Below are 14,038 nucleotides of genomic sequence, written 5' to 3'. Positions count from 1 at the left end.
GACTCGTCATCCGTCACGGATCGACGTCAGGGCAGCTGTACGTAGCCGTGTTGCATCTTCCAGAGGAAGTACTTCTCGAAGCCGAGCTTCATCAGGTGGGCCTGCGGCCCGGGGATCAGGACGCCGTGCTTGCGCGGCGGCAGCATCTTGTCGGCCAGGATGATGACGCCGTTGTTGCCCGCGTCCAGCACGCAGACGGCCCGGATGTCACCGAAGGCCTTCTCGTGGGCCGGCTGCTCGCCCCGGATCTGGGCGGCGATGTTGGCGGCGGCGATGTGGGCCATCGTCTCGGTCGGGAAGCCGGTCTTCGGGACACCGACGGGGGTCGGCGTGTGCCAGGGCGCCTCGACCGCCGCGGCCACGCCGACCGCGTAGATGTCGTCGTACTTCTCGGTCTGGTAGGTGTCCCTGACCGCGACGAAGCCCTTCTCGTCAGCCAGTCCGTTGGCCGCGCTCAGGTATCGCTGCCCGAGGAACGGCGGGACGACCATGCTGAACCGGAAGGGCAGCTTCTCGCCGTCGGCCAGCACCATCGCGCCCTGGTCGATGTGGTCGATACCCACCGAGACGCGGGCGTCGATGCCCTCCTTCTTGAGGAACGTCCCCAGCAGCTTCTCGCCGTGTGGCAGGCCACCGATGCCGAAATGGCCGAGGAAGGGTTCCGAGGTCACATAGGTGAGCTTGACCTGCTTGTGCAGCCCGGCCTTGCGCAGTTGGTGAGCCGTGTTGAACAGGAACTCGTACGCGGCGCCGAAGCAGCCCGCTCCCTGGGACGCGGCGACGACGATGTCACCGGGGTGATCCAGGAACCGGCGCCAGGCGACGGCCGTCCGCTCGGCGGCAGGGAGCGTGGTGATCGTGTTGGCGTTCTCCTTGAATCCGGGAACGACGTCGTTCTTGTTGCGGTACCCCGTTGCGATGACGAGGTAGTCGTAGCGCAGCTCCCGGCCGTCGTCGGTGGTGACCTTCTTCGCGACCGGGTCCAGCTTGGTGGCCGCCGCGTGGATGAACTCGATGCCGCGGTGGTACAGGGTCGGCTCCACCAGGAAGGTGATGTCGTTGCTGTCCCGCTTGCCGAACGGCAGCCAGATCAGGCTGGGATTGAAGAGGAAGTGGTCGCTGGCCGAAACCACTCTCACGTCTACGTCTCCGTGCAACTCGTGGCGGACGGCCAGCGCTGCGGTCATCCCTGCGAAGTTGGCGCCCAGGACCACTACCTTCTTGCGCATTGCAGCCTCCTCGGTCGGCATCCCCTAGTTCGGGTCTACCGGCCGGGTGCCCACGTCAAGAGAGTCGTGCGACCCGGCACGGAGGGCCAGAGGTCCCCACGTACCGGTGCCGCCCGACCGGCGGACCGCGGGTCCGATCGGTACAGGTCCTAAGACTCTGTGGCGGCGTCCCGCATCGGCTGTCCACTGAACGCGTGTGGGCGTCCCGGTGTTTCGTCCACGGCGAACCGTCACGAGGCAGTAGAAGGAGGACCGGATGCGCGAGGTGCTCGTCGTCGACGACGAGCCGGAGATCCGCCGGGTGCTGCGGGGCTACCTGGAGGCCGAGGGCTTCCAGGTCGTCGAGGCGGCCACAGGCACCGACGCCGTGCATTGTGTACGCCACCGGGAGCCTGCCGTGGTCCTACTGGACGTCATGCTGCCCGACCTGGACGGTCTTGAGGTACTTCGCCGGATCCGGACGTTCAGCGAGGTGTTCGTGCTGCTCGTCACCGCCCGGACCGAGGAGGTCGACAAGCTGATCGGTCTCGGCCTGGGTGCCGACGACTACATCACGAAGCCGTTCAGCCCGCGTGAGGTCACGGCTCGGGTGAAGACCGTACTTCGGCGGAGCCGGACCGCTGCGGACGCGGACGAGGACCGGCACGTCTTCCCTGGGCTCACCGTGGATCTGGCCCGTCGTGAGGTGACGGTCCAGGATCAACCGGTCCAGCTGACCACACTCGAGTTCGATCTGCTCGTCGCACTCACGGAATCACCCGGCCGCGTGTTCTCCCGTCGCCAACTGCTGGAACGGGTGTGGGGGTACGACTTCTACGGCGACGAGCGGGTGGTCGATGTGCACATCCGCAACCTGCGTCAGCAGTTGCACGACGACGCGGCCCGGCCGGGCATCATCGGCACGGTCCGCGGGATCGGCTACAAGTTCCTTCCGGGTCCGGTATGAACCGGCTGTCGGTCCGCTTGTTCGTCTCGCACCTGGCGGTCGCGGTCATCGGTGCGGTGTCGACGTACGCCGTGGTCCGTCTGCTGGCGCCGGCGTTCTTCGATTCCGGCATGAGAATGATGGGTCGCGCCGGCGGGCAGCCGGGTGAGCTCCGGGCGACGTTCGTGTCGGCCGTGAACAGGTCGCTGGTGGCCGGCCTGGTGCTCAGCGCGGTGGTCGCGGGAGCGGCTGCCGCCCTGGCCGCACGCCGGTTGCTCAGCCCGTTGCGGGCGGTCCGGGCGGCCACCCGGCGGCTGGCGGACGGCCACTACGACGAACAGGTGGCGCTACCCAGGGAGGCCGAGCTCGCCGACCTCGTCCAGGACGTGAACGACCTGGCGGGACGGCTCGCGGACACCGAGGGACGCCGGGTTCGGTTGATCTCCGACGTCGCGCACGAACTCCGTACTCCGCTGACGGTCGTCGACGGGTACGTCGAGGGCATGGTCGACGGGGTGTTTCCACTGACCGTGGAGACGCTGCAGCCGGTGATGACCGAACTGCATCGCCTGCGGCGGCTCACCGACGACCTGAGCACACTGTCGAGAGCGGAGGAGAAGCTGCTGGATCTACGGGCCCGGGCGGTCGATCTCTCGGCGCTGGTGGAGCAATCCGCCGAGCACTTGCGCCCGCAGTTCGACGAAGCCTGCGTCCGGCTCGTCGTGACCGGCGATCCGGATCGGGTCCGCGTCTGGGGCGATCCGGACCGCCTGGCGCAGGTGGTGACGAACCTGCTGGGCAACGCGTTGCGGGCGGCCCGGTCAGGCGGCACCGTCGAGATTCGCACAAGACAGCAGGACGGCCTGGCAAAGATCTGGGTGATCGACGACGGCGAGGGTTTGGCGCGCGACGACTTGGAGCGTGTCTTCGAGCGGTTCTACCGGGTACCGAACCGCTCTGGTGACCACGGGGGCGGTCCTGGTTCTGGGATCGGGCTGACCATCGCGCGCGGAATCGCCCGGGCTCACGGCGGTGACATCACGGCTTCCTCACCTGGGCTCGGTGCGGGAGCGACCTTCACGGTGACACTGCCCGCGACCGCAGCCCGGCCGGATGAATCGTTACCGGAACATTCCTCCGTGACCCATCGGCCCTGATCCGTTCCGCCGCCCGTGATCGCCGAAACCGGACCCGTCATCGGTGCCCCGGCCTCCGTCGTCGAGGTCCCACATGGTGCCCATCCGCGGACATCCGGTCCCTGACACGTCACCTTCGGACACTGCGGTGAAGGCGGACAGATGGTGTCTGGAGGCGGCCAGCAGATGCGTGTAGAGCCATTCGACGTCGGCTGGGTTGTCCTTGGCGGCCAGCCGCTCCAGGTCCGCGATGTCCCGCGTCTCGAGGGCGATCGCGGCCTTCAGCGCCTCGTCGGACGACTTCAGGCCCTGGGCCTTCCAGCCGTCGTACAGTCTCTGGATCGTCGCGTCGGTGTAGACGCCGGCGGCCTTGCCGGCTGACGGGTCCTGGACGTCGTACCGAACGAGGACGTTGCCGACCGCATCGAAATGCCGCTGCTCGCTGCGGCTGATGGTCTCGAAGATCGGCACCGCTTCGTACCGATCGGCGAGCAGCCGGTAGAGATCGAGGGCCATCCGCTCCTCGTCGCGGGTGAAGCGCAGATCCTGCTGTTGTTGCGGTGTGACGGTTGGTACGCCGACGTCGGCGGTCGGCGACCGCCCCACCGCGATCGCGGCGAGACCACCACCGAACAGGATCACGACTGCGCTCGTGGTGGCGAGGATCATCTTGCGCCAGGTACTCATGTTCGCGGCCTCCTCAGGTATCCACACCTTCAGTGGACCTCCGCGGTATGAAGGAACCGCGTCGCCGTTCGTGAAGTTGCCGTGACGGCCGTCGGAGCCGCGAGGACCGGCTCCGACGGATCAGCCAGGTCGGCTGTTCGTCCCGGCCGGGTGTCAGCGGCCGAAGAGCCGGGAGAACCAGCCGCCTTGGCGCTCGGACTTGGGGTGGCCGGGGCACCACTGGTCGGAGGGGACGATCGCTTTGACCTGGGCGATGTGCTGGCCGCAGCCTGCCCAGGTGGTCTTGGCGCAGGTCTTGCAGGTGACGGGTCGGCACATGGTTGGTACTCCTTTTGCTGGGCCTGGAATCGGCGGTTGAGATCAGACGAGGGCGGGGATCGCCTGGGTCGCGGTGTAGATCGCGACGACGAGGACGAGCACGGTAAAGGCTGCGGACAAGCGGGCAGTGCCGACCCTCGCGGTCAGGCGAGCGCCGACGACGGCCGCGGTGGCCGCGACTGCGGTGAGCATGAGCACGACTCCCCAGTCGGGGCCCGCGCCGGATCCGGCGCGGGCAGTCAGGGCCGCGGCACTGGTGATGGTGATGACGACCAGGGAGGTCCCGGCCGCGTACCGGATCGGCAGACCGAGAGCGAGCAGGAGCGCCGGTACGACGAGGAAGCCGCCGCCGACACCGAGGAACCCGGTCAGCAACCCGACCGCCGTGGCGGTGACGAGGACTTTGAGCGCTCTCGGACAGGCGCAGGCAAAGGTTGGGGTGAAGGTGATGATCGGATCATCGAGGGCCGGTGGGCTCACGAGCCGGGGGTTGCGGGCATGGCGCAGTTGACGCCACGTCATCAGACCGCCGACGACGAGCATGAGAACGGCGAAGCAGGCCATCAGTACCGCCGGTGGGACCCGGGTCGAGGCCTGAGCGCCGAGCACCGCGCCGCCGATAGCCACGAGTCCGAAGGCGATGCCGCGTCCTGGCAGGACGTTGCCTGAGCGATAGGCGGCGATCGCGCCGATGAGCGAGGTCACGCCGACCACGACCAGCGAGCCGGCCGTGGCCTGCACGGCGGACTGGCCGAGCAGGTACACCAGCACCGGTACGGCGAGAATCGAGCCGCCGCCACCGAGCGCGCCCAGGCTGAGCCCGATCAGCGCACCGGCGACGATGGCGAGAAGGATCGTCACTGCTCGGTCATGCCTGCGGTCCGACGACGTCGAGCCCGGTCTTCGCGGCGTTCTCGAACTCGTCGTCGACAGCGACCGGTCTGCGGCCGGCTGCGTCCAGGAAGGACGCGGCGATCGAGGCGCGGTAACCGGCCGCGCAATGCACCCAGATCTCACCGAGCGGCACCTCTGCCAGCCGTCGCGGCAGCTCGTGGATCGGGATGTTCACCGCGTCGCGGATCCGGGCCGACTCGTGCTCGTCGGTGCGGCGGACGTCCAGGACGACCACCTCGCGATGGTGGAGAACCTGCGCGAGATCGGCGAAAGAAGCGGTCGGGAAGGACACGGGAGCGCCGGTACTCCAGTTCTCCGGCCCTCCGGTGGCGTGCGCCGCGGGGCGGTCGATCCCGATCCGGACGAGCTCGCGCTGCGCCTGGGCGACATCCTCGGCCGTGCGGCCCAGCAGCGTCACCGGCGTACCCCAGTCGATGAGCCAGCCGACGTACGTCGAGAACGCGCCGTCGAGACCGAAGTTGAGGGTGCCGGGAGCGTGGCCGGCCGCGAACGCGGTGCGGTTACGCAGATCGACGACCCACTCGCCGGCCTCGATGCGGCGGCGTAGCTCGGTGGCGTCGGCCCTCTCGGGCAAGGTCAGGTCGGGCGCACTCGGCCCGGCCGAGTTGGCGGGGGCCATGTGCACGTAGTACGCGGGCCAGGCGTTCAGTCCGGCGAGCAGCTCGCGGACGTAGCTCTCCTCGTCCCTGGTCAGCACCGGATTGGCTCGCTTCTCCTGCCCGATCGTCGACGACGTTGCCTCGGACTGGGTCGCGGAGCAGAAGGACCCGAATCCGTGGGTCGGGTAGACCTCGGTGCCGTCGGGCAGGGTGTCCGCGAGCTTGTGCGCGGAGGCGTGCTGGTGGCGCACCAGAGCGTCGGTGTGGTCGGGGCCGAGCAGATCGGGCCGCCCGGTCGCGCCGTACAGCAGGGATCCGCCGGTGAAGACCGCGACCGGCTCGTCGACGTCGGTCAGCGCGTACGACAGGTGGGTGAAGGTATGGCCAGGGGTGTGGATGACGCGCACCCGCATCCGGTCGCCGATCCCGACGACGTCGCCGTCGTGGATCGGGGTGCGATCGAAGGAGACCTTGTCGTCGGCGTTGACCAGGTACTCCGCCCCGGTCGCCTGGGCCAGCGCGAGCCCGCCGGTGACGTAGTCGTTGTGGATATGCGTCTCGAAGACGTGAGTCAGCCGGACCTTCTCGGCCTGGACGAGCTCCAGGACCCGGTCGAGGTCGCGCTGCGGGTCGATGACGAAGGCCACCTCACCGTCGTGGACGAGATAACTGCGATCACCCAGCGAGGGGGTGTCGATGACGCGAATGGTCAGGCCGGCGCCGGCGTGGCCGGGTGTAGCGATGCGTGTACTGGGCTCTGTCATCGTGGCCTCACTTGTAGGTCTCTCGCCCGGACCGGGTCCAGGCGGACGTGCCGCCGGCGACGTTGTGGGCGTCGAAACCGGCCGCGACCAATACGTCGGTCATCGCCGACGAGCGGTTGCCGGTGGCGCAGACGACGTAGACCGGTGCCGAGCGGTCGAGCTCGTCGAGGCGGCCGGTCAGCCGGCCCATCGGAATGTTGATCGCGCCGGGGATGTGGCCGCCGGCGAACTCACGGGGCTCCCGGACGTCCACGACAGTGGCGCCGGAGTCCAGCGCGGCGGCGAGTTGGGCGGTGTCGATCTCCCGCATCAGCGGTTCCTTCCTCAGACTGCGGTGCTCTCACAGCATCCCCCCGGGGGGATATGTATCAACATAACATATCCCCCCGGGGGGATGTACTGTGGGAAGACCAGCCGAGAAGGAAGTCGCCGGTGAGCCGCTCGGCACGATCGTCGCCGCCGACGCGCGCGAACCTCTGACCGCGGCCCTGGCCGCCCTGGATGAGACAGAAGGACACTGATGGACCTCGACCCGACCGACATCAAGCCGATCATCACCCGGATGAAGCGCGCCCACGGGCACCTCGGCAGTGTGATCCGGATGATGGAGGAGGGGGCGGACTGCGAGTCGGTCCTCACCCAGCTCGCCGCCGTGAACAAGGCGCTCGCGCGTGCCGGGTTCGCCGTCGTCGCGACCGGTCTGCAGCACTGCCTCACCGACGAGGACAGCGATGTCGACGTCGCCAAGATGGAGAAGCTCTTCCTCGCCCTGGCCTGACCGCGCCGGCCCGGCCGAATCCGTTGCCTCAGGCTACTAATTTGGTTGCCTGGTGCAATCGATAGAGAGGTGGCGTGACAGTTCGTGTACGGATTGTCACGGGATACTCACTGTTTGTTTGCGGGTGCGTGCAGATGTTCTGGGTGACCTAGCGGTCGATGGAGTGAACGCCGGAGTCTCTGTGGAGGAAGAGACATCGGGAAAACCACTGACGACGTGATCGCGCGGATACCTACCGGGACTGCGTGGGCCGGTCGACTACGGAGGTTCCGGACGCGTGCTCGAGACCTATCGCGGTATTCCGCACCTGCTGGACACCTGGGTCGTGCTGACCGGGATGGCGATTCCGATCGCCATCTCGTCGGTACGCCGGCCCGGTGATCTCGTCCCCCGGGTCGCGGCGCTGCTGATGCCCGCCGCCTTCGCGCTGATCCTCGCGGCGACGCTCAGTCCGACCAGCCACCGATTACCCGGGATCGGTACCTGCGGGACGCACCTGACCACCACCGGCGGGCTCACCTCGCTGCAAGGGCTGCTCAACGTCCTGCTGTTCATCCCGGCCGCCGGGCTGCTGACCCTGGCGAGTGGCCGGCCCGCGGACGGGATCGCGGCGGGGATCGGGATGTCCGCGGCCGTGGAGGCGATCCAGGCGCTGATCCCGCCGCTCGGCCGCTCGTGTCAGCTGCACGACCTGATCGCGAACACCCTCGGCGCCTTCGCCGGCGTCGGCCTGGCCGCCGGTCTGCAGGTCGCATTGCAGGCCGCCACTCGCCCGATCACCCTGACGAACCCTGGGTACGTCGTGGAGCACAGCGCGATGCTGGTCAGACGCCCGGCAGCCCGCCACCGCCGAGCCGAACTGGCCCCCGCGCTGGCCAAGACCCGACCGGTCGCCAGGGCGCGATGAGTCGAATAGTTATCCACAGGTTGTGGGTAAACCGGGGGATGACGGGTCATAACCCTGGAGATATCCACAGGCTGCGACCAGCGCCGGCCCCTGAAGGTGGCGTGGATCACTCGGGTCAGGGGCGCACCTCCAACCCGAGGGAGGTGGTGATGACGATCGCCTGGGGTAGGTCGACGATCGCGTCCTTGAGCGTGACGCTGAGTGGATCGAGCGTCGAGAGGTCGGATCCGCGCAGGTCCGCGCCGGTGAAGTCGGCGCGTTGCATCGAGGCGCCGGACAGGTCGACGTTCCGCAGTACCGACTTGCCGGCTCGCAGACCGGTGAGATCGGCCTCGCGCAGCTTCGTCCCGCTGAGCTCGACGCCGGTCAGGTTCGCCCCGGGCAGGCCGACGAACGACCAGTCGCCGCCCTCGACCTTCATCAGGTTGTAAGTGCAGTCGTCGAACATGCTGCCCATCAACTTGCACCTCGTGAAGGTGCTGTCGAAGAACGAGCACCGGACGAAGGTGCAGTTCACGAACGCCGCCTCATGGTGCACCGACGCGTTGAACCGGACGCCGCGGAACACGCACTCCTCGAACACCCCGCGATGGTTGTTCACCTCGGTCAGGTCCGAGTCGATGAACAGCACCCGGCTGTACGTCTGCCCGGACGGATCGGCGTCGTCCCAGTCGCGGACGGTCGATTCGGTCTTGGGCGCCGACCGGCCACCCATGCGCTCTGCCATGACACTCCCCTTGGTTTCCCAGCAGTTTGCCTCGGACCACCGACAAAGTTCAGACCAGCCAGGAGGATGGACGATGTGAGCGGATCAGAGCGAGTGATGGTGTTCGGCGCCGGCGGCTTCCTGGGGAGCGCGATCTGCCGGTTGCTGGCGGAGCGCGGGATCGAGCATCGCGGGTTCACGCGGTCGACCGGCGATCCGCATCGGCGCTTCGACCTGGCCAGCGGGCACTGCTATGCGCTGGACACCCAGCTCGGTGCGTACAAGCCGACGGTGATCGTCAACGCCGCGGCCGCCACCCATGGCGATGTCCTCGAGCTCACCCGCGGCAACGTCGTCGCGGTCCAGTCGCTGCTCTCCTCGATGAACGGGCACGCGAGCAATGCGCGCTTCGTCCAGATCGGTTCGGCCGCGGAGTACGGCGGTGCGCCGCGCGGTACGAGCCAGGACGAGCAGGCGGAGCTCCGGCCGGGAGCGGCGTACGGGTTCACGAAGCTGGCCGGTTCCGAGCTGGTACTCCGTGCGCAGCGCAACGGCGCCGACGCCGTCGTGTTGCGGTCCTTCAACATCACCGGGCCGGGGTCGCCGCCGAGCACCCTGTTCGGGCGGGTACTGCGACAGCTCGGTACGACCGACACGATCCAGCTCGGGTCGCTCGAGGCGTGGCGGGACTATGTCGACGTACGGGATGTCGCCGAGGCCGTGCTGGCGGTCGCGACGGCGGAGGGCAAGCTGCCGCCGGTATTCAACGTCGGCTCCGGCAAGGCGACGCTGGCGCGCGACGCGATCAACAAGCTGATCGAGGTCAGCGGCACCAGGACGAAGATCGTCGAGGGTGAGGCGCATGCCGGCCACGCGGGCTCCCCCGCCGATGCGGTCGCCTGGCAGCAGGCCGACACCAGCTTGATCAGCAAACACCTCGGCTGGTCCAGCAAGATCCCGCTGGACCAGTCCCTCACCGACACCTGGACCGCCCGCCCCCGAGAATGAGGTTGTGGATATCTGGTCGGTTTGTGAGCCGGCGCCGGATCGGGTGGGGCCGAACGAGGATCTGGTGGTGAGTGGGCCGGACTTCGTGGTGGTGCTGGATGGCGCGACCGCTCCGAAGGGGATCGAGTCGGGGTGTGTGCACTCGGTGGCCTGGCTGGTTGCTCGGTTGGGGACACAGTTGGCGCTCCCCCTGCTCGGGCGGTCGGAGGCGCCGCTCGCCGATCTGCTCGCGGACGCGATCACGGCAGCGCGAGGTGAGCATGCGGACACGTGCGATCTGGCCAACCCCGACAGTCCGTCATCGACCGTCGCGATGGTGCGGGTGGGTGACGAGCAGGTCGAGCATCTCGTGCTGGCCGACTCCCCGATCGTGCTACGCGCTCCCGATCGGCAGGTGACGGTCGTCGCCGACAACCGGGTCGACCTGCTGCCGGAGTACACGTTCGAGGCCGTACGCCGGTTGCGCAATCAGCCGGGTGGGTTCTGGGTCGCCAGCACCGAACCCAAAGCGGCGTACGAAGCAGTCGCCGGTACTACCGAACGCACAGCCATCGAGCTGATCGCCCTGCTCACCGACGGCGCCTCCCGCTACTCCGAGCGCTACGGCCACCCCTGGGAAGACCTGGTCGACACCCTCGCGACAGCGGGCCCCCAAACCCTGATCGACAAGGTCAGACGCTACGACGCCGATGCCCCCGCCGGCACCTTCCGCGGCAAACGCCACGACGACGCAACCGCCGTCCTCTGCCGGCTGCTACGGCGGAGGTGAAGGTCAGGGCTGCCGGGGCGATGGCGCGTAGGGCGTGGAGGACGACGGCGGGTAGGGCGCGTACGACGGGAAGTCTGGTGGGCGGGGAGCGTATTGCGGGGGGCCGGGCGGTGTGTCGGTGAGCGGGGGTGCCATCCGCTCGTCCTGCCAGGCGTTGGTGCGGAACATGAGCCGGACGATCGCGACCCCTGCGACAGCGAGCAGGACCGCGGCGACGGTGAAGGCGATGTTCACGCCGAGGGCGGTCCGAACCATGAAGCTCTGCAGGTCGTAGATGTCCACATAGTCACCGGTCGCGTCGGCGATCTCCTTGCGATGGACCAGCCGCACCACCCAGACGACGAAGCTGACCAGTGCGAACCCACTCCCGCCGACGATGATCAGCCAGAACGTCGTCCACGCGGCCCACCAGCCGTAGAGCAACCCCCGCGACGACTTCGCCTGACCGGGCCGGCCCGGCGGTTCGCTGGCGCGAATCACGTCCTCGACCACCTGCAGCGGATACCAGAACTGGACGATCGGGCAGATCCAGCTGCCGATCACCCACCCCTGCTCGCGCCGATGCACGCCGTCGCCGAGCCGCTTCGCTCCTTGATAGGTGACACCGCCGGACGGCGCGAACACCTCTGTGTTCTCGCGTGCCTTCCACAGCCAGATCACGAAGAAGACGCCGGTCGCCGGCACCAGCAGGCTGATGAGGTCGAGCAACGGCCCGGCATTGCCGATCGATTCCACTCCGCGAGCGAGCTCGTCCTCGGACAGCAGCCCGTACACGAGCCGCTTCACCTCGTCGTACGAACGCCACATCAGCACGGCCTGCAGGATGGCGACGAGCGTGGTCAGCACCATCAGGACGAGAAACACCACGGTGATCTGCCGCAGTGGCTTGTACGTCCGCACCGGCATCCCCAGATACGGCGCCGGGTGATAGCCGGGCGGCCCCGGATACGGCTGACTCACCGACCTCACCTCCCCACAGACAAGTTAACCCGCTCGCAGGACCGCAGAGGAGTTGTCCACAGGGCCAAAAGCGGCAAACCTCAAACCGCTGCGAACGCCTCCCGAGCCGCCGGCAGCGCCAGCGCCCGATCTGTCGCGGACAACCCGATCCGGGTCCGCCGGTCGAGCAGGTCGTCCTCGGTGAGTGCCCCTTCATGCCGTACTGCGAAACGCAGCTCCGCATGCGTCGTCGCCAACCCCGGCGCGATCGGCGCGAGCAGCCCCGGCTCGACCGCGATCACGTCCGTCGCCTCCACGCCGTACCGCTCGACGAAGCGCGCAGGCGCCCGCACCGCCGCCAGTTGCACCCGGCTCGCGGCCCCCACCAGCGGAAGCCGATGCGTCAGACATGGCCGCCGCACCTCGACGCCAGATTGATCCAGTGCAGTGTCGAGCGTGTCCTGCGCCATCCGCCGGTACGTCGTGAGCTTGCCGCCCACGATCGTCACCACCCCGTCGGGACTCGTGATCACCGCATGCCGCCGCGAGATGTCCGCCGTCTTGTCCAGCCCCTTGTGATGACCGGTGTCGAGCAGCGGCCGAAGACCCGCGTAGCTGCCGAGCAGGTCGTCACGCGTCAGTGGGACCCGCACAGCCGTGCTGATCGTCGACAGCAGGAAGTCGATCTCGGCCTCCGTTGCACGTGGAACATCGCTCACCGGACCAGGCGCCTCTTCATCCGTCAGCCCGACATAGACGCGTCCATCAGGTGCGGGGATCGCCATCACGACCCGCCGCAACTCCCCCGGCACCGGCACGGTCAGTACTGCGGACAGCCCACCGAACGCGGATTGCGGCAGCACCAGGTGCGTCCCCCGGCTCGGCCGCAGTTTGATGCCCGAGGCAACTTGATCGGCCCAGATGCCGGTCGCGTTGACGACGATGCCGGCGTCGAGGTCGATCCGCCGGCCGGACAGCTGATCCACCAGCACCGCTCCCCGACCGGTCACCTGTTCGGCGGCGCAGCGCGTGATGATGCGGGCTCCGTACGACGCTGCGGTGCGCGCGATGGCGACCACGAGTCGTGCGTCGTCATAGAGCTGGCCGTCCCAGGTGAGGAAGCCGCCGCGGAGACCCTGCGGGCGGACGGTTGGCGCGTACCGCAGTACCTCGGCTGAACTCACCCGGCGGGAGTGCGGCAGGTAGTCGTCGCTGGTACGGGCGAAGGTGCGGAGTACGTCGCCGCCGAGGAATGCGCTGCGCAGCAAGGCCGCCTGGGCGAGACGCGCCTCCGGAAACCAGGGTGCGACCTGCGGCACCGGATGGACGAGATGAGGTGCGGTCGTCTTCATCAGGATGCCGCGCTCGACTGCGCTCTCGTAGGCGATGCCGACATGTCCGGAGGCGAGGTAGCGGAGGCCGCCGTGGACGAGCTTCGAGCTCCAGCGGCTGGTACCGAAGGCGAGGTCGTGCTTCTCGACCAGCGCGACGGTGAGACCGCGGGCGGCCGCGTCGAGAGCGACGCCGGTGCCGGTGACGCCGCCGCCGATCACGAGGACATCGACCCGGCCGGTCGTGTCGAGCCACTCGAGCTCGCGAGTCCGCCGGGCCGCGTTGAGGCTGGCGTTGCCGACCGCGATCATGGCGTCAGATACCTGGTGAGCATCACCCGCAGCTCCTCGTCGAGCTCGGGGTACTCCTTCGGCTCGGCGAGCACCGGTCCGGAGACCGCGGAGGCGAGCGAGACCAGGATGATCTGCCGGGACAGCCAGTCGGAGTCGCCGTCGCGGATCGAACCGTCGGCCTGACCGGACTCGATGCCGGCCTTCACCAGCGCGAGGTGCGCGACGGTGCTGCTGCCGCGTCGCTCCAGCAGGTACGGCGTGAGGAACTCGGGGTCGAGCTCGATGATCTTGCGCATCAGTGGGTGGGTGCGGGTCTTGGCGACTACCTCGACGACGCCCTCGACCAGGCGGGAGCGGCCGTCGACGGCGTCGGGCTGGAAGGCGGAGACGAGCGCTGTCGTCCACTCGCGGGTCATCAGGGCGGCGACCACCGCCTGTACGTTCGGCCAGCGGCGGTACAGGGTGGCGCGGGAGACCTCCGCGTGGCGGGCGATGTCAGCCATCGTCATCCGGCGCATGCCGATCGCGAGCAGCAGTTCGTACGCCGCGTCCAGGATCCGCTCCTCGCCGATCGCGTTCGCCGGCGTCGGGCGCGACGATCCGGTGGAGCTGGAGGAGGTATCCGATTCGCTGCTACGCTGAGACATCACACGTCAGAGTGTATCAGCGACTTCGCCGACTGCAAGAGCCCGCAGTCCCTCCGCGACGCTACCTCCGAACACCACAGATGGGG

At 68.4% G+C, this 14,038-nt stretch carries 16 protein-coding genes; 6 read left to right on the top strand and 10 right to left on the bottom strand.

The genetic code is table 11. From position 1 onward, the window contains the following. Positions 1-26: 26 nt before the first annotated feature. Positions 27-1,229, bottom strand: a complete 1,203-nt coding sequence (locus ABD116_RS11565) for an NAD(P)/FAD-dependent oxidoreductase (protein WP_343967913.1) — start codon at positions 1,227-1,229, stop codon at positions 27-29. Between the two features lie 256 nt (positions 1,230-1,485). Between ABD116_RS11565 and ABD116_RS11560 the strand changes: the two genes are divergently transcribed. Together ABD116_RS11560 and ABD116_RS11555 are read left to right on the top strand one after the other, a co-directional pair. Beyond that, positions 1,486-2,175, top strand: a complete 690-nt coding sequence (locus tag ABD116_RS11560; RefSeq protein ID WP_343967911.1) for a response regulator transcription factor — start codon at positions 1,486-1,488, stop codon at positions 2,173-2,175. Then, the gene (locus tag ABD116_RS11555) at positions 2,172-3,311 is read left to right on the top strand and encodes a sensor histidine kinase (protein WP_343967909.1); all 1,140 of its coding nucleotides are present in this window, start codon (positions 2,172-2,174) and stop codon (positions 3,309-3,311) included. Before ABD116_RS11560 ends, ABD116_RS11555 begins: the two co-directional genes overlap by 4 nt. Here the strand turns inward: ABD116_RS11555 and ABD116_RS11550 are convergent. The 5 genes from ABD116_RS11550 to ABD116_RS11530 all read right to left on the bottom strand — a co-directional run bounded on the left by ABD116_RS11550 (position 3,276) and on the right by ABD116_RS11530 (position 6,883). Then, positions 3,276-3,977: a DUF2202 domain-containing protein gene (locus ABD116_RS11550; protein WP_343967907.1), complete on the bottom strand. Its 702-nt coding sequence runs from the start codon at positions 3,975-3,977 to the stop codon at positions 3,276-3,278. The genes ABD116_RS11555 and ABD116_RS11550 overlap by 36 nt on opposite strands. A 153-nt stretch (positions 3,978-4,130) precedes the next feature. Further along, positions 4,131-4,295 (bottom strand): hypothetical protein, encoded by a 165-nt coding sequence (locus ABD116_RS11545; RefSeq protein WP_343967905.1) that lies wholly within the window; start codon positions 4,293-4,295, stop codon positions 4,131-4,133. Between the two features lie 42 nt (positions 4,296-4,337). Continuing rightward, a complete protein-coding gene (locus ABD116_RS11540) occupies positions 4,338-5,156 on the bottom strand; it encodes a TSUP family transporter (protein WP_343967904.1) in 819 nt (272 codons plus the stop codon). 7 nt (positions 5,157-5,163) lie between these two features. Beyond that, positions 5,164-6,573: an MBL fold metallo-hydrolase gene (locus ABD116_RS11535; RefSeq protein WP_343967902.1), complete on the bottom strand. Its 1,410-nt coding sequence runs from the start codon at positions 6,571-6,573 to the stop codon at positions 5,164-5,166. Between the two features lie 7 nt (positions 6,574-6,580). Continuing rightward, positions 6,581-6,883 carry a rhodanese-like domain-containing protein gene (locus tag ABD116_RS11530; RefSeq protein WP_343967899.1) on the bottom strand — a complete coding sequence of 101 codons (303 nt, stop codon included), beginning with the start codon at positions 6,881-6,883 and terminating at the stop codon, positions 6,581-6,583. 210 nt (positions 6,884-7,093) lie between these two features. Here ABD116_RS11530 and ABD116_RS11525 point away from each other — a divergent pair, with 210 nt between their 5' ends. Further along, positions 7,094-7,351 (top strand): metal-sensitive transcriptional regulator, encoded by a 258-nt coding sequence (locus ABD116_RS11525; protein WP_343967898.1) that lies wholly within the window; start codon positions 7,094-7,096, stop codon positions 7,349-7,351. A 277-nt stretch (positions 7,352-7,628) separates the two neighbouring features. After that, positions 7,629-8,258 (top strand): VanZ family protein, encoded by a 630-nt coding sequence (locus ABD116_RS11520; RefSeq protein WP_343967896.1) that lies wholly within the window; start codon positions 7,629-7,631, stop codon positions 8,256-8,258. 115 nt (positions 8,259-8,373) lie between these two features. On the opposite strand, the gene ABD116_RS11515 is transcribed toward ABD116_RS11520, so the two are convergent. Continuing rightward, entirely contained in the window at positions 8,374-8,985 is a 612-nt protein-coding gene (locus ABD116_RS11515) for a pentapeptide repeat-containing protein (RefSeq protein ID WP_343967893.1), read from the bottom strand. Between the two features lie 75 nt (positions 8,986-9,060). Here ABD116_RS11515 and ABD116_RS11510 point away from each other — a divergent pair, with 75 nt between their 5' ends. Beyond that, positions 9,061-9,972: an NAD-dependent epimerase/dehydratase family protein gene (locus tag ABD116_RS11510; RefSeq protein WP_343967891.1), complete on the top strand. Its 912-nt coding sequence runs from the start codon at positions 9,061-9,063 to the stop codon at positions 9,970-9,972. A 4-nt stretch (positions 9,973-9,976) separates the two neighbouring features. Continuing rightward, a complete protein-coding gene (locus ABD116_RS11505; RefSeq protein WP_343967889.1) occupies positions 9,977-10,741 on the top strand; it encodes a protein phosphatase 2C domain-containing protein in 765 nt (254 codons plus the stop codon). A 3-nt stretch (positions 10,742-10,744) separates the two neighbouring features. Here the strand turns inward: ABD116_RS11505 and ABD116_RS11500 are convergent, their stop codons facing one another. From ABD116_RS11500 to ABD116_RS11490, 3 genes are all read right to left on the bottom strand, one after another. Then, positions 10,745-11,701 carry a DUF4328 domain-containing protein gene (locus ABD116_RS11500; RefSeq protein WP_343967886.1) on the bottom strand — a complete coding sequence of 319 codons (957 nt, stop codon included), beginning with the start codon at positions 11,699-11,701 and terminating at the stop codon, positions 10,745-10,747. 80 nt (positions 11,702-11,781) lie between these two features. Next, complete coding sequence (locus tag ABD116_RS11495; RefSeq protein WP_343967884.1) at positions 11,782-13,323, bottom strand: glycerol-3-phosphate dehydrogenase/oxidase; 1,542 nt, start codon at positions 13,321-13,323, stop codon at positions 11,782-11,784. Further along, complete coding sequence (locus ABD116_RS11490; RefSeq protein WP_343967882.1) at positions 13,320-13,952, bottom strand: TetR/AcrR family transcriptional regulator; 633 nt, start codon at positions 13,950-13,952, stop codon at positions 13,320-13,322. The genes ABD116_RS11495 and ABD116_RS11490 overlap by 4 nt, the downstream gene beginning before the upstream one ends. Positions 13,953-14,038: the final 86 nt, after the last annotated feature.

The organism is Kribbella koreensis (genome assembly GCF_039525325.1).
Classification (GTDB): Bacteria; Actinomycetota; Actinomycetes; order Propionibacteriales; family Kribbellaceae; genus Kribbella; species Kribbella koreensis.
This window is presented reverse-complemented; position numbering and strand designations above follow the sequence as displayed.

Coding starts and splice junctions, on each gene's coding strand:
- ABD116_RS11560 (WP_343967911.1), top strand. CDS start 1,486: ATGCGCGAGGTGCTCGTCGTCGACGACGAGCCGGAGATCCGCCGGGTG.
- ABD116_RS11545 (WP_343967905.1), bottom strand. CDS start 4,295: ATGTGCCGACCCGTCACCTGCAAGACCTGCGCCAAGACCACCTGGGCA.
- ABD116_RS11555 (WP_343967909.1), top strand. CDS start 2,172: ATGAACCGGCTGTCGGTCCGCTTGTTCGTCTCGCACCTGGCGGTCGCG.
- ABD116_RS11515 (WP_343967893.1), bottom strand. CDS start 8,985: ATGGCAGAGCGCATGGGTGGCCGGTCGGCGCCCAAGACCGAATCGACC.
- ABD116_RS11495 (WP_343967884.1), bottom strand. CDS start 13,323: ATGATCGCGGTCGGCAACGCCAGCCTCAACGCGGCCCGGCGGACTCGC.
- ABD116_RS11490 (WP_343967882.1), bottom strand. CDS start 13,952: ATGTCTCAGCGTAGCAGCGAATCGGATACCTCCTCCAGCTCCACCGGA.
- ABD116_RS11530 (WP_343967899.1), bottom strand. CDS start 6,883: ATGCGGGAGATCGACACCGCCCAACTCGCCGCCGCGCTGGACTCCGGC.
- ABD116_RS11525 (WP_343967898.1), top strand. CDS start 7,094: ATGGACCTCGACCCGACCGACATCAAGCCGATCATCACCCGGATGAAG.
- ABD116_RS11535 (WP_343967902.1), bottom strand. CDS start 6,573: ATGACAGAGCCCAGTACACGCATCGCTACACCCGGCCACGCCGGCGCC.
- ABD116_RS11550 (WP_343967907.1), bottom strand. CDS start 3,977: ATGAGTACCTGGCGCAAGATGATCCTCGCCACCACGAGCGCAGTCGTG.
- ABD116_RS11565 (WP_343967913.1), bottom strand. CDS start 1,229: ATGCGCAAGAAGGTAGTGGTCCTGGGCGCCAACTTCGCAGGGATGACC.